The organism is Bacillus sp. FSL R7-0685, assembly GCF_038002425.1.
Classification (GTDB): Bacteria; Bacillota; Bacilli; order Bacillales; family Bacillaceae; genus Bacillus; species Bacillus subtilis.
This window is the reverse complement of the sequence record NZ_JBBOCN010000001.1, coordinates 3,002,713-3,022,500: the sequence shown is the minus strand read 5'-3', so window position 1 is coordinate 3,022,500 and position 19,788 is coordinate 3,002,713. Positions and strand designations below refer to the sequence as shown.

Here is a 19,788-nt window from a genome sequence, read left to right as displayed (position 1 = left end):
TAGGTTGGGGGTTCAAGTCCTCTTGCCGGCACCACTTTTATATGATATAATATTCAAGTCTCTTGTAAGAAGAGCCATTAGCTCAGTTGGTAGAGCATCTGACTTTTAATCAGAGGGTCGAAGGTTCGAGTCCTTCATGGCTCACCATTTACATGTTGCGGATGTGGCGGAATTGGCAGACGCGCTAGAATCAGGCTCTAGTGTCTTTACAGACGTGGGGGTTCAAGTCCCTTCATCCGCACCATTTCTGCGGAAGTAGTTCAGTGGTAGAACACCACCTTGCCAAGGTGGGGGTCGCGGGTTCGAATCCCGTCTTCCGCTCCAACTATACCATCCACGCCGGGGTGGTGGAATTGGCAGACACACAGGACTTAAAATCCTGCGGTAGGTGACTACCGTGCCGGTTCAAGTCCGGCCCTCGGCATTAAGTGTTGCGCCCGTAGCTCAATTGGATAGAGCGTTTGACTACGGATCAAAAGGTTAGGGGTTCGACTCCTCTCGGGCGCGCCATGATCTATATGAAATCGGGAAGTAGCTCAGCTTGGTAGAGCACATGGTTTGGGACCATGGGGTCGCAGGTTCGAATCCTGTCTTCCCGACCATTCTTGGGGCCTTAGCTCAGCTGGGAGAGCGCCTGCTTTGCACGCAGGAGGTCAGCGGTTCGATCCCGCTAGGCTCCACTTGATTTTAAAAAATATTTGGCGGTGTAGCTCAGCTGGCTAGAGCGTACGGTTCATACCCGTGAGGTCGGGGGTTCGATCCCCTCCGCCGCTACCAATGGACCTTTAGCTCAGTTGGTTAGAGCAGACGGCTCATAACCGTCCGGTCGTAGGTTCGAGTCCTACAAGGTCCACCACTATACGGAGGAATACCCAAGTCTGGCTGAAGGGATCGGTCTTGAAAACCGACAGGGGTGTCAAAGCCCGCGGGGGTTCGAATCCCTCTTCCTCCGCCATACATATTCCTAATCATCGCGGGGTGGAGCAGTTCGGTAGCTCGTCGGGCTCATAACCCGAAGGTCGCAGGTTCAAATCCTGCCCCCGCAACCAAATTTTAAAATGGTCCGGTAGTTCAGTTGGTTAGAATGCCTGCCTGTCACGCAGGAGGTCGCGGGTTCGAGTCCCGTCCGGACCGCCATTTAAATACTTAGGCTCGGTAGCTCAGTTGGTAGAGCAACGGACTGAAAATCCGTGTGTCGGCGGTTCGATTCCGTCCCGAGCCACCATTTATCAATATATTTTGGCGGTTGTGGCGAAGTGGTTAACGCACCAGATTGTGGCTCTGGCATTCGTGGGTTCGATTCCCATCAATCGCCCCAAATAAAAATTGCGGGTGTAGTTTAGTGGTAAAACCTCAGCCTTCCAAGCTGATGTCGTGGGTTCGATTCCCATCACCCGCTCCATTTCTATATCGTCATGGGCCTGTAGCTCAGCTGGTTAGAGCGCACGCCTGATAAGCGTGAGGTCGATGGTTCGAGTCCATTCAGGCCCACCATGACTTTTGTATTCCACAGTAGCTCAGTGGTAGAGCTATCGGCTGTTAACCGATCGGTCGCAGGTTCGAATCCTGCCTGTGGAGCCAAATGGAGAAGTACTCAAGTGGCTGAAGAGGCGCCCCTGCTAAGGGTGTAGGTCGTGTAAGCGGCGCGAGGGTTCAAATCCCTCCTTCTCCGCCATATGATTACAGATATAATAATTATCGGCCCGTTGGTCAAGCGGTTAAGACACCGCCCTTTCACGGCGGTAACACGGGTTCGAATCCCGTACGGGTCATCCAGAAGCCTTGCATATCCTGCAAGGTTTTTTTGTTTTATAAATCATGATATGTCTTAGATTTTGTTCTTTATTTTAAAAACAGACTACAATTATCTCCATATATTTCGTTTTTCTTCAGAAAATGAAGTTAATTGTCTATAAGTATAAGCGCTTTCAGGAAAGGGCTTTTTTTTATTTCTTCGAATAAATACTATAAATGAAAACTATGATGTCAGAAAGGATGATTACATGGCCGCTGCCAGCCCGACAGCACATGATGTTTATCTTTTTCACGAAGGCAGTCTGTTTAAAAGCTATCAGCTGTTTGGCTCGCATTACCGCGAGCTGAATGGCAAAAGCGGATATGAATTCTGTGTGTGGGCGCCTCATGCGTCGGAAGTACGAGTGGCTGGAGATTTTAACAGCTGGTCTGGAGAAGAGCATGTGATGCACAGAGTGAATGATAGTGGTATTTGGACGTTATTTATTCCAGGTTTAGGAGAAAAGGAACGATATAAATATGAAATCGTGACGAATAACGGTGAGATCAGGCTGAAGGCAGATCCATACGCTATTTATTCAGAAGTCAGACCAAACACAGCGTCATTTACTTACGATTTGGAAGGGTACAGCTGGCAAGATCAAAAATGGCAAAAGAAACAGAAGGCTAAGACGCTGTATGAAAAACCTGTTTTCATTTATGAACTGCATCTTGGGTCTTGGAAGAAGCATTCTGATGGCAGGCATTATTCCTATAAAGAATTAAGTCAGACGCTTATCCCTTATATCAAGGAGCATGGGTTTACCCATATTGAACTGCTTCCGGTGTATGAGCATCCATATGATCGTTCATGGGGGTACCAAGGAACGGGGTATTACAGCCCGACAAGCAGGTTTGGCACGCCGCATGATCTGATGAAGTTTGTTGATGAATGTCATCAACAAAATATCGGAGTCATTTTGGATTGGGTCCCCGGACATTTTTGTAAAGATGCACATGGCCTTTATATGTTTGATGGAGAACCGCTTTATGAATACAAAGAAGAACGTGATCGGGAGAACTGGTTATGGGGCACGGCAAACTTTGACCTGGGAAAACCGGAAGTTCATAGTTTTTTAATTTCGAATGCGTTGTACTGGGCGGAATTCTATCATATAGATGGATTTAGGGTTGATGCAGTGGCTAATATCCTGTATTGGCCAAATCAGGATGAACGCCACACGAATCCATATGCTGTTGATTTTTTAAAAAAACTCAATCAAACCATGAGAGAGACATATCCCCATGTGATGATGATTGCAGAAGATTCTACAGAATGGCCTCAAGTGACAGGTGCCGTTGAGGAAGGGGGGCTTGGTTTTCATTATAAATGGAATATGGGATGGATGAATGACGTACTGAAATACATGGAGACGCCGCCCGAAGAAAGGCGGCATTGTCATCAGCTTATCTCTTTTTCATTACTATATGCGTTTAGTGAACATTTTGTATTGCCGTTTTCTCATGATGAAGTCGTATACGGAAAAAAATCACTTCTCAATAAAATGCCTGGCGACTACTGGCAGAAATTTGCCCAGTATCGGCTTTTGCTGGGCTATATGACAGTGCATCCCGGAAAGAAATTGATCTTTATGGGATCAGAGTTTGCTCAATTTGATGAATGGAAAGATACAGAACAGCTTGATTGGTTTTTGGACTCCTTCCCCATGCATCAGAAAGCCAGCGTTTTTACGCAAGATCTTCTCCGCTTTTACCAAAAAAGCAAAATCCTTTATGAGCATGACCATCGTGCACAATCGTTTGAATGGATTGATGTCCATAATGACGAACAATCAATCTTTTCTTTTATTCGTTATGGCAAAAAGCACGGTGAGGCGCTTGTCATCATTTGTAATTTTACACCCGTGGTCTATCATCAATATGATGTTGGAGTTCCTTTTTTTACTCAATACATTGAAGTGCTTAACAGTGACAGTGAAACATATGGAGGCTCAGGGCAAATCAACAAAAAGCCGTTATCGGCTAAAAAGGGAGCACTTCATCATAAACCGTGTTATATCACGATGACCATCCCCCCTTACGGCATCTCGATTTTACGGGCGGTTAAAAAAAGAGGAGAGATAAAAAGATGAAAAAACAATGTGTAGCCATGCTCCTTGCCGGCGGGAAGGGCAGCCGTCTCAGCGGATTAACAAAAAATATGGCCAAACCGGCTGTATCTTTCGGGGGAAAATACAGGATTATTGATTTTACCCTAAGCAACTGTTCTAATTCAGGCATAGACACAGTCGGGATTTTAACGCAATATCAGCCGCTTGAGCTGAATTCCTATATTGGGATCGGCAGTGCATGGGACCTGGATAGATATAATGGAGGCGTGACGGTTTTACCCCCTTATGCCGAGTCATCAGAAGTCAAATGGTATAAAGGGACGGCAAGCGCCATTTATGAAAATCTCAATTATTTGAATCAGTATGATCCTGAGTATGTACTGATTTTATCAGGAGATCACATATACAAGATGGACTACGGCAAAATGCTTGATTATCACATTGAAAAGAAAGCAGATGTGACCATCTCTGTCATCGAAGTGGGCTGGGAGGAAGCAAGCCGGTTCGGCATCATGAAGGCCAATCCAGATGGGACGATCACACATTTTGATGAAAAGCCCAAATTCCCTAAGAGCAATCTTGCCTCAATGGGAATTTATATATTCAATTGGCCGCTTTTGAAACAGTATCTTGAGATGGACGATCAAAACCCTTATTCTAGCCACGACTTCGGCAAAGACATTATTCCTCTGCTTTTGGAAGAGAAAAAGAAGCTTTCTGCTTATCCGTTCAAGGGATATTGGAAGGATGTCGGAACGGTGCAGAGCTTGTGGGAAGCCAATATGGATTTGTTAAAAGAGGACTCGGAGCTGAAGCTGTTTGAACGCAAATGGAAAATTTACTCTGTCAATCCAAATCAGCCTCCGCAATTTATTTCATCTGATGCGCAGGTTCAAGATTCGCTTGTGAACGAAGGTTGTGTTGTATATGGAAATGTGTCTCACTCCGTTCTTTTTCAAGGTGTGACTGTTGGTAAGCATACGACTGTTACATCATCCGTCATAATGCCGGATGTGACGATTGGGGAGCATGTAGTCATTGAAAATGCCATTGTTCCTAATGGGATGGTGCTGCCGGATGGCGCAGTGATTCGCTCCGAAAAAGACATTGAAGAGGTGCTGCTCGTTTCAGAGGAATTTGTAGAAAAAGAATTGATTTAATTACTGAAGAGGGGGCAGAGTCAGTGTTCAATAATCAAATGTTAGGTGTTATAGATGAAACCACATATAAGCATTCTCTTCAGGATTTAACAGCACAGCGGTCGCTCGGGGCGATCCCTTTTGCCGGCAGGTACCGACTGATTGATTTTATGCTTTCCAACATGGTGAATGCGGATATTAGGAGTGTTGCAATTTTTCCGAAGTATCGTTACCGTTCGCTCATGGATCACCTTGGGGCGGGTAAGGAATGGGATTTGCACCGGAAAAAGGACGGCCTCTTTTTTTTCCCGTCTCCCCATCTTCATCACGAATACGATGAATTCGGTTCCTTTCGCCAGTTTTCGGACCATCTAGATTACTTCCACAGAAGCACTCAGCAATATGCTGTAATCTCCAACAGCCATACCGTATGCAACATTCAATTTCAATATGTGCTGAAACGCCATCAGGAGGTTGGCTGCGACGTCACCGAGGTATTTCAGGACGGCCAGTCGCTGCAAATCTATATCATGTCAACAACGCTTTTAAAGGATCTGATCTACGGACATAGCGAAAAAGGCTATAAAACCATTCAGGAGGCTGTTGAAAAGGAATCTTCCGCCCTGACCATTTGCCCTTATGAATATTCAGGTTATGCCGCTGTCATTGATTCGGTGGAAAAATATTATACCCACAGTATGGAGCTCATTCAGCCTCGTTTTTGGCAGCAGGTGTTTTTGCCGCAGCAGCCTATCTATACAAAAGTGAAGGATGAGCCGCCTACGAAATACGGAAAGCACAGCACTGTCAAAAATTCTTTGGTGGCAAACGGCTGTGTGCTTGAAGGAGAGGTTGAAAACTGCATTTTGTTCAGGGCGGTCCATGTCGGAAAGGGTACGAAGCTGAAAAACTGCATTATTATGCAAAAAACGCAGATTGGCGAGGATTGTCTTCTTGAGCAGGTCATTTCGGATAAGGACGTTAAAATCGGCAAGGCGACAGAAGCTGTAGGAACAGCTGAGCAGCCGCTTGTATTAAGAAAAGGTTTGGTGCAAGGAGAGCTGATGAATTCTTGAAGATATTATTTGCTGTGTCTGAATGCACCCCATTTGTGAAATCAGGAGGTCTTGCCGATGTAGCAGGCGCTCTTCCGAAGGCGCTTGCGCGATTAGGCAATGAAGTATATGTGATGCTGCCGAAGTACAGCCAAATACCTGAACCGTGGAAAAAGCGTATGAAAAAAAAGGCTGAGTGTACGGTAGCTGTCGGCTGGCGTCAGCAATATTGCGGAATTGAACATATGGCCGAAGACGATGTGAATTATTACTTCATCGACAATGAGTACTATTTCAACAGGGATTCGTTGTACGGGCATTATGATGACGGTGAGCGGTTTGCCTTTTTTTCAAGAGCTGTGCTGGAGGCTGCCAAAGTTGTGAATGTTCCAGCCGATATTGTTCATACTCACGATTGGCATACAGCGATGGTCAATTATTTGCTGAAAGAGGAGTACAGAAAACATCCTTTTTATGAACGGATGAAAAGCGTGCTCACGATCCACAACCTGCAGTTTCAAGGCATATTCCCTCCTGATGTCACACATGACTTGCTGGGTCTTGAGATGGATCATTTTCATTATGAAAGGTTAGAATGCAACGGATTTGTTAATTTTATGAAAGCGGGCATCATTGCGGCTGATCATGTGACAACTGTGAGCCCCACTTACAGAAATGAAATCATGACGCCGTATTATGGTGAGCAGTTGGAACAGGTTTTGCAATATAGGGAAGATGATGTAACCGGCATATTAAATGGCATTGATGATACGTTCTATCAGCCGAAAAGCGACCCTTATATAGAGGCGCAATACGATTCAGGAGATCTTGCATGCAAGCTGGAAAACAAAACGAAGCTTCAGCAGCGGATGGGGCTTCCAGAGAAAAACGATATTCCGCTGATCAGTATGGTGACAAGGCTCACTAAACAAAAGGGGCTTGATCTTGTCCGCAGAATTATGCACGAACTTCTTGAGGAGCAAGACATACAGCTGGTTGTGCTAGGCACAGGAGAACGTGAATTTGAAGATTATTTCCGGTATGCAGAATTTGCTTTTCATGAGAAGTGCCGGGCTTATATCGGGTTTGATGAGCCGCTAGCCCATCAAATTTATGCGGGCTCTGATATGTTTTTGATGCCGTCGAAATTTGAGCCGTGCGGTTTGGGGCAGCTCATTGCTCTTCAATATGGCGCCATTCCGATTGTCAGGGAAACGGGCGGTCTTTACGACACTGTCCGTGCCTATCAGGAGGAAGAGGGAACGGGCAATGGCTTTACGTTTTCCGCCTTTAATGCGCATGATCTGAAATTTACGATAGAAAGGGCGCTGTCGTTTTATTGCCAACAGGATGTATGGAAGAGCATCGTGAAGACCGCTATGAATGCAGATTACAGCTGGGGGAAGTCGGCTAAAGAGTATCAGCGTATTTTCGAGCAGGTGACAAGGAGTGGACGGGATGTTCTCGAGTAAAGAACGCTTTGCAGACTTATTTTTAAAGCGTCTGGAAATGACGTGCGGAAAAAGCTTTAAAGATTCTGCCAAGCTGGATCAATATAAAACGTTGGGCAATATGGTCAGAGAGTATATCAGCGCTGATTGGATCGAAACGAATGAAAAAAGCAGATCAAATTCCGGGAAGCAGACATATTATTTATCAATCGAATTTCTGCTCGGTCAGCTCCTTGAGCAAAACTTAATGAATCTTGGTGTTCGTGATGTTGTAGAAGCTGGTTTAAAGGAAATCGGCATCAATTTAGAGGAGATCCTTCAGATAGAGAACGATGCAGGTCTCGGCAATGGCGGACTTGGGCGCTTGGCCGCTTGCTTTTTAGATTCGCTTGCTTCGTTGAACCTGCCTGGGCACGGCATGGGCATACGTTATAAGCATGGTTTGTTTGAGCAAAAAATTGTAGACGGGCATCAGGTGGAGCTGCCTGAGCAATGGCTGAAAAACGGGAACGTATGGGAAGTAAGGAATGCGGATCAAGCAGTGGACGTGCCGTTTTGGGGCGAAGTCCATATGACAGAAAAAAGCGGGCGCCTGCATTTTCGCCACGAACAAGCGACAATTGTTACCGCTGTTCCTTATGATATCCCGGTCATCGGCTATGAAACGGGCACTGTCAACACGTTAAGGCTCTGGAACGCCGAGCCCTATGCGCATTATCACGGCGGTAATATTTTGTCTTATAAGCGAGAAACAGAAGCGGTTTCTGAATTCTTATATCCCGATGACACCCATGATGAGGGAAAAATTTTACGGCTGAAGCAGCAGTATTTTTTAGTATGCGCAAGCTTAAAAAGCATTGTGAACAATTACCGAAAAACACATAAATCTTTATCCGGCCTGCATAAAAAAGTGAGCATTCATATTAATGACACTCACCCTGCGCTTGCGGTGCCTGAGCTGATGCGGATTTTGCTCGATGAAGAGAACATGAGCTGGGAAGAAGCTTGGCATATCACTGTACATACGATTTCTTATACAAATCATACAACATTGTCAGAAGCGCTCGAGAAATGGCCGATTCATTTGTTTAAGCCGCTGCTCCCGCGAATGTACATGATTATTGAAGAGATCAATGAGAGGTTTTGTCGTGCAGTTTGGGAAAAGTATCCGGGAGACTGGAAAAGGATAGAGGACATGGCGATTACAGCGCATGGTGTTGTCAAAATGGCTCATCTGGCCATAGTAGGCAGTTACAGTGTAAATGGCGTTGCAAAAATACATTCCGATATATTAATGGAAAGGGAGATGCGCGACTTTCACTTGCTGTTTCCGAATCGTTTTAACAATAAGACGAATGGAATTGCCCACAGGCGCTGGCTGTTAAAAGCGAATCCAGGCTTGTCTGCCATCATTACAGAGGCGATCGGCGATGAATGGGTCAAACAGCCGGAATCACTGATCCGTTTAGAACCGTACGCCACTGATCCTGCATTTATTGAACAGTTTCAAAACAACAAAAGCAAGAAAAAACAAGAGCTTGCCGATTTGATTTTTTGCACGGCCGGGGTGGTTGTGAACCCTGACAGCATATTCGACGTACAGGTGAAACGGCTTCATGCATATAAACGGCAGCTGCTGAATGTTCTTCACATTATGTATTTGTATAACCGCCTCAAGGAGGACGCCGGGTTTTCAATCTACCCGCAAACCTTTATTTTCGGGGCAAAGGCTTCACCAAGCTATTATTATGCCAAGAAAATCATTAAGCTGATCCATTCTGTCGCAGAAAAAGTCAATTATGATCCGGCAGTCAAACAGCTGATCAAAGTTGTTTTTTTAGAAAATTATAGAGTTTCTATGGCTGAGCGAATTTTTCCGGCATCAGACGTAAGTGAGCAAATTTCAACCGCAAGCAAGGAAGCGTCTGGTACAGGGAATATGAAGTTTATGATGAACGGGGCTTTGACGATCGGCACGCATGACGGCGCAAATATCGAGATCCTTGAGCGGGTGGGCCCTGACTGTATTTACACGTTCGGCTTAAAGGCGGATGAGGTTCTATCGTATCAGGAAAACGGCGGCTATAGGTCGAGGGAATATTATCAGCATGACAGGAGAATCAGGCAGGTAGCGGATCAGCTGATCAATGGTTTTTTTGAAGGAGAGGCAGATGAATTTGAATCGATCTTTGACTCGCTGCTTCCGCATAATGATGAGTATTTTGTGCTGAAGGATTTCAGCTCATATGCAGATGCGCAGGAGCGAATTCAAGCTGATTATCGAGAGCGAAGGAAATGGTCTGAGCGTTCGATTGTAAACATTGCTCATTCTGGATATTTCTCCAGCGACCGCACGATCCGGGAATATGCGAAGGACATTTGGGGCATCAAGCCGATGATGTGAAAAAGCCGCTGTATAAGCGGCTTTTTTTGTTCACAGATTCATTGAATTGATTGTAAAGGATAAGAACGTCGCAAATGCACTCCATAAAAAATAAGGCAAAAGAAGATAGCTTGCGGTTCTGCTGTATTTTTTGGCAATGATCAGTAATATGATTGCTGTGATGGCGACAAGCAGGCAGTCAAGCGATGCAGCCAGCAGATTTTTTTGCGTAAACTGAAAATAGCTGAAGGTTTGATTGAGCACGTAATTTATCAAAAGTGTAAACCAAAAGCTTTTCGCACCTTTAAATGAAAACGCAGCATATACTATAGTTGCTGAAAGGGAGATCAGGGCAAACAGGATGGCCCAAATGATGCCGATCGCAGTTCCGCTTGGCGTCCAGTCCGGTTTTTTCAATGAATTGTACCATTCTTGGTCCACAGGAAACAGGTAGCCTGCGGCTGAAAACAGCGCATATGTAATCACAAAAACGGCTAAAGCGCCGACAATCTTTTTCATATTTGCAACCTCCGCATGTATTTAATTACCCTTTATCTTATAAAGATCAAACCCCCGATATGCGGGGGAAATGATGGTCTTAAATAAGCTGCCGCAATGCGTTTGCTTTAATGCGTTCATATTCAAAAGCTGATTCTAATTCTTCCTTCGGTAAAGCAGACTTGCGGACGTATTTTTCGCGAATGACATCGTAAAGCTCGTAAGGAAACAGCATATCAATAAACATGACTTGTTTTTGTTCTTCAGTTAATGGGGCTCTGGATTCGTATGCGTTCAGCATGACATTAAATGTTTCTTCATCCCAAACGCCCGTCGTATCCAAAAGCGGAATAATCATTTTGCGCAAATCGCGAATAGGCAGATCAAATGAAACGGTATCTAAGTCAATGACCCAAATCTGTTCATTTTCCCCTAAGAGTGTATTTCCGGTTCCGTAATCTTGGTGGCAAAGGTTAGGGCTTTTTTTCAGCTGTTCAGTCCATGGAACATAGGTCGACTGCAAAAGCTGGTCTTTGATGCGCAGCCCGTCTTCAATAAAGCCATCTATCTCCTGAAGATAAAACTGTGAGAAAGGATCTTCTTTTTCCGCCTCCGCCATCAGCTTCCACGTTTCCATCTGTTTGCATCGTTTCGTGTAGTGATTCGGCCAGCGACCTAATTTGGTAAATACGGGAACGCCATTTGGCGGCTGATATCCGACGGAAGCTGTATGAAAATCAGCAAGGCCTTTCATGATAAACTCCAAGTCCTGCTTTACAGTCAGCTCAAACGGCCTTCCTTCGATCCAGTCATATACGACAAATAGAAATGAGCCGTGCTTGGAATATAGGCTGCCTTTTTTGTTTGGGAGTATGCCAGGAACATTCATGCCTTTTTTTGCTAAATAGTCCTGTGCGAAAATGGAAAACAACGCTTTCTTTTCTGGCCTGTGTATTCGTTTTAGACAAACCGCGCCGGAGTCTGTGTGGACCTTCCAGACAAGCGCCATCTGGTTTCCCTGAATGACGTCTATTTTTTCAGCCTGCACATCCCATCCTTGAAGCACATTTTCAGCCAGCTCCGTTAATTTTTTTGCATCTTCTGCTGATAAAGGAAGCTCTGATGAATTCCCCTCCTCAATGACTTCATGGTTTTCTGCCATTAAAGGACACATCCTTACCTGTTTTACTCCTACCTTATGAATCAAAAGGAAAAAATGATTGAGTTATTTGACTATATTTAATAGATGAATCTAGTTGTTTACCCGTTTTGTTTTTAGGGCAGTCCCATTCCGCACAAGTTGGTTGTTCAGCCGTATCATGATTCTAACTAGTTAAAAATCATGCAGGAATGGAGGCTATGTATGAAAATAGCACTGATCGCCACAGAGAAGCTTCCTGTCCCATCGGTTCGAGGAGGCGCCATTCAAATCTACCTAGAAGCGGTTGCCCCTTTAATTGCCAAAAAACATGAGGTGACTGTGTTTTCTATTAAAGATCCGAATCTCGCTGATAGAGAGAAGGTAGACGGTGTCCATTATGTGCATTTGGATGAAGACCGTTATGAAGAAGCCGTTGGAGCAGAGCTGAAAAAGAGCCGTTTTGATCTTGTGCATGTTTGTAATCGCCCAAGCTGGGTTCCGAAATTGAAGAAACAGGCGCCGGATGCTGTTTTTATTTTAAGCGTTCACAATGAAATGTTCGCTTACGATAAAATCAGCCAGGCGGAAGGCGAGATTTGCATCGACTCCGTAGCGCAGATTGTTACGGTCAGCGATTATATCGGACAGACGATCACAAGCCGTTTTCCGTCAGCACGATCAAAAACAAAAACGGTGTATTCTGGTGTGGATTTAAAAACGTACCACCCTCGCTGGACGAATGAAGGGCAGCGGGCTCGCGAAGAGATGCGTAGCGAGCTGGGGCTTCACGGCAAAAAAATCGTCTTGTTTGTCGGCCGGCTTAGCAAAGTCAAAGGCCCGCACATATTATTGCAAGCTTTGCCGGACATCATTGAGGAGCACCCCGATGTCATGATGGTGTTTATCGGGTCAAAATGGTTCGGAGATAATGAATTAAATAACTATGTCAAACATCTTCATACCCTTGGTGCGATGCAAAAGGATCATGTCACATTTATTCAATTTGTGAAGCCAAAGGACATTCCGCGCCTTTATACCATGTCAGATGTATTTGTATGCTCTTCGCAATGGCAGGAGCCTTTAGCAAGGGTGCATTATGAAGCGATGGCTGCGGGACTTCCTATTATTACAAGCAATCGGGGAGGCAATCCAGAGGTCATAGAGGAAGGGAAAAACGGCTACATCATTCATGACTTTGAAAATCCTAAACAATATGCCGAACGTATCAATGATTTGCTGAGCAGCTCGGAAAAGCGGGAACGGCTTGGGAAATACAGCCGCCGTGAGGCAGAAAGCAATTTTGGCTGGCAGAGGGTGGCTGAAAATCTGCTCAGCGTCTATGAAAAGAACAGATAAAAGGGGTGAACAGAGTGTACCAAAAAGAGCATGAAGAACAGATTGTGTCCGAAATTCTCAGCTATTATCCGTTTCATATCGACCATGTGGCGCTGAAATCGAACAAAAGCGGGCGCAAAATCTGGGAAGTCGAAACTGATCATGGCCCAAAGCTGCTAAAAGAAGCGCAAATGAAACCGGAGCGGATGCTTTTTATCACTCAGGCACACGCCCATTTACAAGAGAAAGGGCTGCCGATAGCGCCGATTCATCAAACAAAAAATGGCGGGAGCTGCTTGGGCACGGATCAGGTTTCTTACAGCTTATATGACAAAGTGACAGGAAAAGAAATGATTTACTATGATGCAGAGCAAATGAAAAAAGTCATGTCATTTGCCGGCCATTTTCATCATGCCTCAAAAGGATATGTTTGCACAGATGAAAGCAAGAAGAGAAGCAGGCTGGGAAAATGGCATAAATTGTACCGATGGAAGCTGCAGGAACTTGAAGGGAATATGCAGATCGCGGCATCCTATCCTGATGACGTATTTTCGCAAACTTTCTTAAAACATGCTGATAAAATGCTGGCAAGAGGAAAAGAAGCTCTTCAGGCGCTTGATGACTCAGAATACGAAACCTGGACAAAAGAAACGCTCGAGCATGGCGGATTCTGTTTTCAAGATTTTACATTGGCACGTTTGACAGAGATCGAAGGGGAGCCTTTTTTAAAGGAGCTTCACTCGATTACCTACGATTTGCCGTCAAGAGACCTTCGTATTCTACTGAATAAAGTGATGGTTAAGCTTTCTGTATGGGATACTGATTTCATGGTCGCACTGCTTGCGGCCTACGACGCAGTGTATCCGCTCACAGAAAAACAGTACGAGGTACTTTGGATTGATCTCGCGTTTCCGCATTTGTTCTGTGCAATCGGGCACAAATATTATTTGAAGCAAAAGAAAACGTGGTCAGATGAGAAATATAACTGGGCGCTGCAAAACATGATTTCTGTTGAAGAATCTAAAGATTCGTTTTTGGATAAACTGCCGGAACTGTATAAAAAGATAAAAGCGTATCGGGAGGCGAATTGACATGAGGTCATCGAGACAAAAAGCCTCTATTTCTAAACTGGATCTCGACCAATTCGTATTTACACCGCCAGGACCGATGGGATGGCAGGCTCATGACTCAATCTCAGCTGAGAAGGAAGAAGAGGAGAAGCATTTAGATGTGGGCAGCATTCGAGAGCTCCCTCACATCAATGCACCGAAAGAATATCAAAAAGAAACGAAGGAAAAGGAAACAGATCGCAAAATCGTCGATGATGAAGAAGAAACAAAATTCGAAACCACTCTGGAGCCTGAGGAGGAGCGTGATTCGAAACGCTCAGCGCCCCCATATGAAGAAGAGGATGAAGATGAAGAACCAGACTTAGCGGAAGAAGCTAAAGTGGAAATCATCATTCTTCCAAGTGAATCTAAACCAGCTCCATGGTTTTCTCAAACTGTAAAGCGCAAGGCATAAAGTCACATTTATGCCTTTTTTTAAGTTCTCTGTAGCGAAAAAACAGCCCGTTTTGCAACACGAGCTGTAGGTTTTATGTTTTTGCTTTCACAAAAAGCTGATTGATAGATGATAAATCAAAATTTTGCGTCAGAAAAGGCGGCGGAAATTGTTTGTTTTTCGGGGTCAGAACGGATTGGTAAACAGTATTGAGCCTTTTGGCAGCATGGGTAAAGGTAAATAAAGCTTCTACATGCTTTCGGGCGTTTTTTGTCATTTTGTTCATTAATTCTTGATCTGTAAAGGCTCTGTCAATTGCTTTTGCAAATGAAGAAGGTTTGTTGTAGCTATCGATGACAAGGCCGGTGACTTCGTGTTTTACGACTTCACCGTTTCCGCCCCGGTTTGTGGTAATTAAGGGCGTGCCGGCCGCCATTGCTTCATAATTCACACGGGCGAGGGGTTCGTTCCACTGAGAGCTGCACACAAATACATCTGCCATCAGAAAAAGGTTTGGGATGTCGTCTGCGGGAATGAATTTTGTAAAGATTATGTGGTCTCTGTATGGCAGCGCCAGCGTGCGCAGATAGGTGACATATTGGTTTTCGCTGTCATCGCTGAACCACTTCCCGCCTGCTATGACCAGTACAGCATCAGGGTGCTGCTGCAAAATCCGTCTCATGCTGTGAATGAGAAGGTGAGGCCCTTTTGTCGGGCTTAAGCGGCCGGCGAATAAAATAACTTTTTTATCTTCAATACCGTATTTTTTCCGGTATGTTTTTCTGACAGCCGAGCCTTTCATCGTCCAGACGGGCGGATAAGAGTTTAAATCAACGCCGGAATACACAACTTTTGTGATGTCCTCGGCTTCAGGGAAACGTTCAATGACGGTTTGTTTAATAAATTCGCTCACTGTTGTGATCATGGAGACATTGTCGAGTACTTCTTTTCCTTGCGCGAAGGTCATCTTTTTTTCAGAAAACATTTCGTTATGCAGGCTCAGAACGATCTTGCTGTTTGGTGAGGCTTTTTTATATAAAGAGACATTTAAAGGCCTGTTGAACACATGAATGAGGTCAAAGGAAGAGGCTCGCAGCTCTTCGGCTACCGCCTCGCGGTAATGTTCTTTTGGCAGATGGATATAATGTACGCCGTCTTTTGTTTCTCTTTTTGGGAGCGATGGATCTTCTATTGAAAAAATGGTCAGGTTGTACCTGCTGCTGAAATAGGGCGTGACACCGTCAATCATCATTTGAATAGCGCCGCCGCGTACTGCGGGCGCCGGCAGCTTTTCTGTACAGATAAAGGCAAGCTTCATTTTTATTCCCCCTGATACAGCGACGATAAATAGGCGATTTCGTTGGTCAAGCCATCCTTTAAGGATGTGGCGGGATCATAATGCAAGAGCTGTTTTGCTTTTGAAATATCCGCCCACGTGTTGCTCGGTTCCCCTGCTATTTTGTCCGAAAAGTGCAGTGTTGCTTTTCTCCCGGAAATATCCTCAATGAGGGAGACAACTTTTAAGACTGAGGCACGCTCTGCGCCGCCGATATTTACTGTTTCACCAATAAGGTGGGGTTTCCCAAGAACAGCGGTGATGCCTTTGACACAGTCGCTGATATAAGTGAAATCTCTTGACTGCTGCCCATCACCGAAGATGGTAAGCGGCTTTTGCTGAAGGTGCTGCTTAATGAGCCGGTGAAAAGCCATATCCGGCCGCTGTCTTGGCCCGTATACGGTAAAAAAACGGAGAATCACAATTGGAATGCCAAAGCTCTGTTTATACACATGGCAAAGCTTTTCTCCCGTAAGCTTTGTTACCCCGTACGGAGATAAAGGAGAAAGCGACGTGTTTTCGCTGACTTTTCCTTGTTTTTCGCCATAGACGGAAGAGGTGGATGCAAAGACGAACGTTTGAATAGAATGTTCCCGGCACGCCTCGAGGAGCCTTTGGAGCGCTTGGATATTATGTGCGGCATATGGGTGAAAATGATTGCCCCAGCTTGAGCGGACACCCGGTATGGCCGCCAAATGAAAGATGACGTCCACTCCTTCCAGTAAGGGAGCAAGATCGGCTGTCAGCAGATTTTCCTTTATGAACGTAAATCGCTTTTCCGGCAGCAGGTTTTTAAGGTTTTTTAATTTCAAGGAAAATGGAGTAGGACCGATAAAGTCATCGATTCCGATAACGTTATGTTTCTTATCTTTTAGTAATTCTTCGCAGAGGTGGGAGCCGATAAAGCCAGCTGCTCCTGTGACGAGTATTTTCATGGACGGCCAACTCCCGTACAGATCAGGCCGCAAGCCTCGATCAGTTCTTTTTTTAGTACGTTGCGTCCGTCAATCACAAGACGCCCTTTCATGATATCTGCAGCCTTTTTCCAATCAAACGCTAAAAACTCAGACCATTCTGTCGCCAAAAATAAAAAGTCACTCTCTTCGATCGCATCAAAAGCTTGAGAATGCTGAGTTACATGTTGCCGCAAATGTTCTGGAAGTACAGCTTCAGGATCATATGCATGAACATCACATCCCAGCTCCGCCAGCCTTTCCATCAGTCTGACAGCCTGAGAATTCCGGATGTCATCAGTATTCGGTTTGAAGGAAATGCCGAGTACAGCCGCTTTCTTGCCTTGAAGTGTTTCGAAGAATGACTGTATTTTTTTGATATACAGGCCAAGCTGGGTGTCATTAATGTGCTGCACGGCCCGGAGCAGGAAGGTCTCCGTGTTTTTTTCCTGGGCAGCAAATTGCAGCGCCTGCAGATCCTTTGGAAAACAAGAGCCTCCGTATCCGATGCCTGCCTGCAAAAAGTGCTTCCCGATCCTTGGGTCTAGACCGATAGCGCGGGAAATATCTGAGATATCTGATTGATAGGCTTCACATATGCGGGCCATTTCGTTAATAAACGAAATTTTGGCCGCTAAAAAGAAATTGTTGGCATATTTGATCAGCTCTGCTCCCGCTAAGCTTGTAACGATAAAAGGGGTATCAATGTGTTTGTAAATGGATTTGACGATGGCTGCCGATACGTGATCTTCTTCCTGAACACCGATGACTGTTTTGTCAGGATGCAGCATGTCATATAAGGCATTGCCTTCCCGCAGAAACTCCGGATTGGATACGATATTAAAGAGGTTTTTAGACACTCCGGAGGCAATCAGCTGTTTTGCTATGTTTTCATTTGTCCCGGGCGGAACAGTGCTTTTCGTAATAATGGTTTTATACGATCGGATCGCCTCGCTTAAATCACCGATGACGGACTGCAGGGCTTTCGTATCAGCTGATCCGTCCGAACGCGGCGGAGTTCCGACTGCGATAAAAATAACGGGACATTCCTCCATGCTCGATTTCACTTCAGAAGAAAACGAGAGATTGCCGCAACGAAGTATTGCATCTGAAAGCCCAGGCTCGTAAAAGGGAATGACTCCTTTTTTCAGCTGCCCGATTTTTTTGACGTCTTTGTCTGTGCATATCATGTCATGTCCGATGGATGCCAGTGCCGCTGATAGGGTTAAACCGACATACCCGGCGCCAACCACACAAATTTTCATCACCTGAGCTCCTTTACAAGATTACTGGTCATATATCAATATCCTATTAAAAAAGGGCTGGTTCGTGATTCCGCTTTCTGCCCAGTTGCTTCCGCCTAATTTCAGATGTACAAACATCGGGATGCGCTCTTGGAATATCATGTAATAAACATGAGCTGAGGGGAAAATACCATGATAAAAAAAGCGATCATTCCTGCAGGCGGATTCGGCACGAGAAATCTGCCGGTGACGAAGGTGATTCCGAAAGAAATGTTTCCAGTAGGATCTAAGCCTGTGATTCATTATCTTGTTGAAGAATTAAAGGAGTCAGGCATTGAGGACATTTTGATGGTTGTATCGAGCCATAAAAATCTGATTGTCGACTATTTTGATTCCTCTTTGGCACTTGAGGCTTTTTTGGCCTCTAAGAATAAACTGCATTTACTTAGAGAGCATCCCATTCCGGATATACGGATTCACTATGTGCGGCAGCCTTATGCAAAGGGTCTTGGCGACGCCATTTCTTTCGGAAAGCAATTTGCAGGCGGAGAGCCTTTTGCCGTCGTTTTGCCAGATGATCTGATTTTTTCCGCCAATCAGCCGGCTTTGGGGCAGCTGATTGAAGCATATACGAAATATCAGTCCAGTGTGATCGGCTTAAAAGAAACAAAAACGGAGGATTTACATCATTACGGGGTGATAAAAGGGGAGCCTGTTGAAAAAGGGCTTTATCGCATACAGGATATTGTGGAAAAGCCTAAACAAAACCCTCCGTCTCATTTTGCCGCAGCAGGGCGTTATATTTTCACACCGGATATTTTTAATGAGCTGGAGGCATTAGAAGCTGACAGCGGAGGAGAAGTGCAGGTAACGGATGCGATAAAAGCTTCGCTCGGGGCATGTACCGTATACGGGAAATTGCTAGAGGGCGAGCGGTATGACATCGGCCTGCAAAAGGATTATCTGAAGCTGATTTACGATATGCTGAAAACGGAAAAGAACCCCCAATAATTGGGGGTTCAATCAGCGTGGAGATCGCCGAATGTGGTCATGATTCCCTCTTCGTCAAGTTCTTCTTCATAGCGCTCATGGGCTCTGCTTTGATAAACGGTAATTTCTTTTCCAGTGATATCTGTAGCGATGAAATTTTCGTAAGACTCCGTATTGCCGATATTCTCTTCGGCATTCATCGTCATATCATCATAGCTGAGCGGAGGGTTTTCCATATCCTGCGGCGTTTGTGAGTTACCATATTTTTCGACATCCTGATAGGAATCCTCACTGTCATATGGCGCTCTGATTTCTTCATCATCATCAAATTCAAATTGCCCGAATGGTGTTTCTTCTTCAATCGGACGGTCTCTGGAAACCACGTCCTGTGACGAATACTCCGCGAGGGTTGTGGCAGTCGGAAGCGCTTCAAGTCGTTCGAAAGGGATTTCCTTTCCGCTGACTTCACAAATGCCATAAGTACCGTTTTCTATCGCCTTCAATGAATGCTCAATGTCCCGAAGGTGCTCTCTCTCATGCAAGTCTAGAGCGATGTCTTTCTCACGCTCGTAAAGTTCTGTCGCCTGATCGCCGGGATGGTTGTCGTATGCCGAAAGCTCACCCCACGAATCATAAGGAAAGGCTGAGTTAAGCTGAAAATGATCATTGTCTTTGAAACGGTTTAAGATATCTTTTTTCGTTTGTTCCAGTTCATTTTTTAAATGCTGAAGCTGTTCTTTCGTAAGCAATGTGATCGCCTCGTTTCTCTGTGATGCATACCTTTAGTATGAACAGATCGCCTGAGAACTTTCATAAATGGCGGGTGGAGGAATATAGGAGGTTTTCCTTTTATGGTAAGCGGATACAACCTTTGCTATCAGTGGAGAAAGAAAT

The 19,788-nt window shown here is 45.0% G+C and carries 15 protein-coding genes and 20 tRNA genes (1 of these 35 only partly in view); 29 read left to right on the top strand and 6 right to left on the bottom strand.

Annotated elements, in window-relative coordinates:
* From MKY50_RS15855 to glgP, 25 genes are all read left to right on the top strand, one after another.
* A tRNA-Thr gene (locus tag MKY50_RS15855) sits at positions 1-34 on the top strand; it begins 42 nt to the left of the window's first position.
* A gap of 37 nt (positions 35-71) precedes the next feature.
* Positions 72-147: transfer RNA gene (locus MKY50_RS15850), tRNA-Lys, on the top strand.
* 10 nt (positions 148-157) lie between these two features.
* Positions 158-244, top strand: a tRNA-Leu gene (locus MKY50_RS15845).
* A gap of 5 nt (positions 245-249) precedes the next feature.
* Positions 250-324, top strand: a tRNA-Gly gene (locus MKY50_RS15840).
* A gap of 14 nt (positions 325-338) precedes the next feature.
* Positions 339-424 (top strand) — tRNA-Leu (locus MKY50_RS15835).
* A 9-nt stretch (positions 425-433) separates the two neighbouring features.
* Positions 434-510: transfer RNA gene (locus tag MKY50_RS15830), tRNA-Arg, on the top strand.
* Between the two features lie 15 nt (positions 511-525).
* Positions 526-602: transfer RNA gene (locus tag MKY50_RS15825), tRNA-Pro, on the top strand.
* A gap of 5 nt (positions 603-607) precedes the next feature.
* A tRNA-Ala gene (locus tag MKY50_RS15820) sits at positions 608-680 on the top strand.
* A gap of 20 nt (positions 681-700) precedes the next feature.
* A tRNA-Met gene (locus tag MKY50_RS15815) sits at positions 701-777 on the top strand.
* Between the two features lie 2 nt (positions 778-779).
* Positions 780-856: transfer RNA gene (locus MKY50_RS15810), tRNA-Ile, on the top strand.
* Positions 857-862: 6 nt separating this feature from the next.
* Positions 863-955: transfer RNA gene (locus tag MKY50_RS15805), tRNA-Ser, on the top strand.
* A 17-nt stretch (positions 956-972) separates the two neighbouring features.
* Positions 973-1,049, top strand: a tRNA-Met gene (locus MKY50_RS15800).
* A gap of 11 nt (positions 1,050-1,060) precedes the next feature.
* Positions 1,061-1,137 (top strand) — tRNA-Asp (locus MKY50_RS15795).
* Between the two features lie 12 nt (positions 1,138-1,149).
* Positions 1,150-1,225: transfer RNA gene (locus tag MKY50_RS15790), tRNA-Phe, on the top strand.
* 17 nt (positions 1,226-1,242) lie between these two features.
* Positions 1,243-1,318 (top strand) — tRNA-His (locus MKY50_RS15785).
* Between the two features lie 10 nt (positions 1,319-1,328).
* Positions 1,329-1,402 (top strand) — tRNA-Gly (locus MKY50_RS15780).
* A gap of 15 nt (positions 1,403-1,417) precedes the next feature.
* Positions 1,418-1,494, top strand: a tRNA-Ile gene (locus MKY50_RS15775).
* Positions 1,495-1,506: 12 nt separating this feature from the next.
* A tRNA-Asn gene (locus MKY50_RS15770) sits at positions 1,507-1,581 on the top strand.
* A gap of 3 nt (positions 1,582-1,584) precedes the next feature.
* Positions 1,585-1,675, top strand: a tRNA-Ser gene (locus tag MKY50_RS15765).
* 25 nt (positions 1,676-1,700) lie between these two features.
* Positions 1,701-1,772, top strand: a tRNA-Glu gene (locus tag MKY50_RS15760).
* Between the two features lie 231 nt (positions 1,773-2,003).
* On the top strand, positions 2,004-3,887 hold the full coding sequence (gene glgB / locus MKY50_RS15755) for a 1,4-alpha-glucan branching enzyme (protein WP_212059404.1): 1,884 nt from the start codon (positions 2,004-2,006) through the stop codon (positions 3,885-3,887).
* Positions 3,884-5,026, top strand: a complete 1,143-nt coding sequence (locus tag MKY50_RS15750; protein WP_003229018.1) for a glucose-1-phosphate adenylyltransferase — start codon at positions 3,884-3,886, stop codon at positions 5,024-5,026. Before glgB ends, MKY50_RS15750 begins: the two co-directional genes overlap by 4 nt.
* A 23-nt stretch (positions 5,027-5,049) precedes the next feature.
* A complete protein-coding gene (gene glgD / locus MKY50_RS15745) occupies positions 5,050-6,081 on the top strand; it encodes a glucose-1-phosphate adenylyltransferase subunit GlgD (protein WP_015251371.1) in 1,032 nt (343 codons plus the stop codon).
* A complete protein-coding gene (gene glgA, locus MKY50_RS15740) occupies positions 6,078-7,532 on the top strand; it encodes a glycogen synthase GlgA (RefSeq protein ID WP_213414531.1) in 1,455 nt (484 codons plus the stop codon). The genes glgD and glgA overlap by 4 nt, the downstream gene beginning before the upstream one ends.
* Complete coding sequence (gene glgP / locus MKY50_RS15735; RefSeq protein WP_041352273.1) at positions 7,519-9,915, top strand: glycogen phosphorylase GlgP; 2,397 nt, start codon at positions 7,519-7,521, stop codon at positions 9,913-9,915. The genes glgA and glgP overlap by 14 nt, the downstream gene beginning before the upstream one ends.
* Positions 9,916-9,945: 30 nt before the next feature.
* Here glgP and MKY50_RS15730 read toward each other — a convergent pair whose 3' ends face one another.
* Positions 9,946-10,413, bottom strand: coding sequence for a TspO/MBR family protein (locus MKY50_RS15730; protein WP_341116914.1), 468 nt, complete (start codon positions 10,411-10,413; stop codon positions 9,946-9,948).
* A gap of 79 nt (positions 10,414-10,492) precedes the next feature.
* Positions 10,493-11,566: a spore coat kinase CotI gene (gene cotI / locus MKY50_RS15725; protein WP_015251374.1), complete on the bottom strand. Its 1,074-nt coding sequence runs from the start codon at positions 11,564-11,566 to the stop codon at positions 10,493-10,495.
* Between the two features lie 189 nt (positions 11,567-11,755).
* Between cotI and cotSA the strand changes: the two genes are divergently transcribed.
* The 3 genes from cotSA to MKY50_RS15710 are packed head-to-tail and all read left to right on the top strand — an operon-like array spanning position 11,756 to position 14,392.
* Entirely contained in the window at positions 11,756-12,889 is a 1,134-nt protein-coding gene (cotSA, locus tag MKY50_RS15720; protein ID WP_003229028.1) for a spore coat protein CotSA, read from the top strand.
* Between the two features lie 14 nt (positions 12,890-12,903).
* On the top strand, positions 12,904-13,959 hold the full coding sequence (cotS, locus tag MKY50_RS15715) for a spore coat putative kinase CotS (protein WP_088467357.1): 1,056 nt from the start codon (positions 12,904-12,906) through the stop codon (positions 13,957-13,959).
* 1 nt (position 13,960) lies between these two features.
* Complete coding sequence (locus MKY50_RS15710; protein WP_004399071.1) at positions 13,961-14,392, top strand: hypothetical protein; 432 nt, start codon at positions 13,961-13,963, stop codon at positions 14,390-14,392.
* Positions 14,393-14,465: 73 nt separating this feature from the next.
* Here MKY50_RS15710 and MKY50_RS15705 read toward each other — a convergent pair whose 3' ends face one another.
* The 3 genes from MKY50_RS15705 to MKY50_RS15695 are packed head-to-tail and all read right to left on the bottom strand — an operon-like array spanning position 14,466 to position 17,925.
* A complete protein-coding gene (locus tag MKY50_RS15705) occupies positions 14,466-15,689 on the bottom strand; it encodes a glycosyltransferase family 4 protein (protein WP_029318307.1) in 1,224 nt (407 codons plus the stop codon).
* Between the two features lie 2 nt (positions 15,690-15,691).
* Entirely contained in the window at positions 15,692-16,642 is a 951-nt protein-coding gene (locus MKY50_RS15700) for an NAD-dependent epimerase/dehydratase family protein (protein WP_029318306.1), read from the bottom strand.
* Positions 16,639-17,925: a UDP-glucose dehydrogenase family protein gene (locus MKY50_RS15695; protein ID WP_004398478.1), complete on the bottom strand. Its 1,287-nt coding sequence runs from the start codon at positions 17,923-17,925 to the stop codon at positions 16,639-16,641. The genes MKY50_RS15700 and MKY50_RS15695 overlap by 4 nt, the downstream gene beginning before the upstream one ends.
* 171 nt (positions 17,926-18,096) lie before the next feature.
* Here MKY50_RS15695 and MKY50_RS15690 point away from each other — a divergent pair, with 171 nt between their 5' ends.
* Positions 18,097-18,915 (top strand): UTP--glucose-1-phosphate uridylyltransferase, encoded by an 819-nt coding sequence (locus MKY50_RS15690; protein ID WP_003229044.1) that lies wholly within the window; start codon positions 18,097-18,099, stop codon positions 18,913-18,915.
* Positions 18,916-18,923: 8 nt separating this feature from the next.
* Here MKY50_RS15690 and MKY50_RS15685 read toward each other — a convergent pair whose 3' ends face one another.
* A complete protein-coding gene (locus tag MKY50_RS15685; RefSeq protein ID WP_033884539.1) occupies positions 18,924-19,643 on the bottom strand; it encodes a yteA family sporulation protein in 720 nt (239 codons plus the stop codon).
* Positions 19,644-19,788 lie beyond the last annotated feature (145 nt).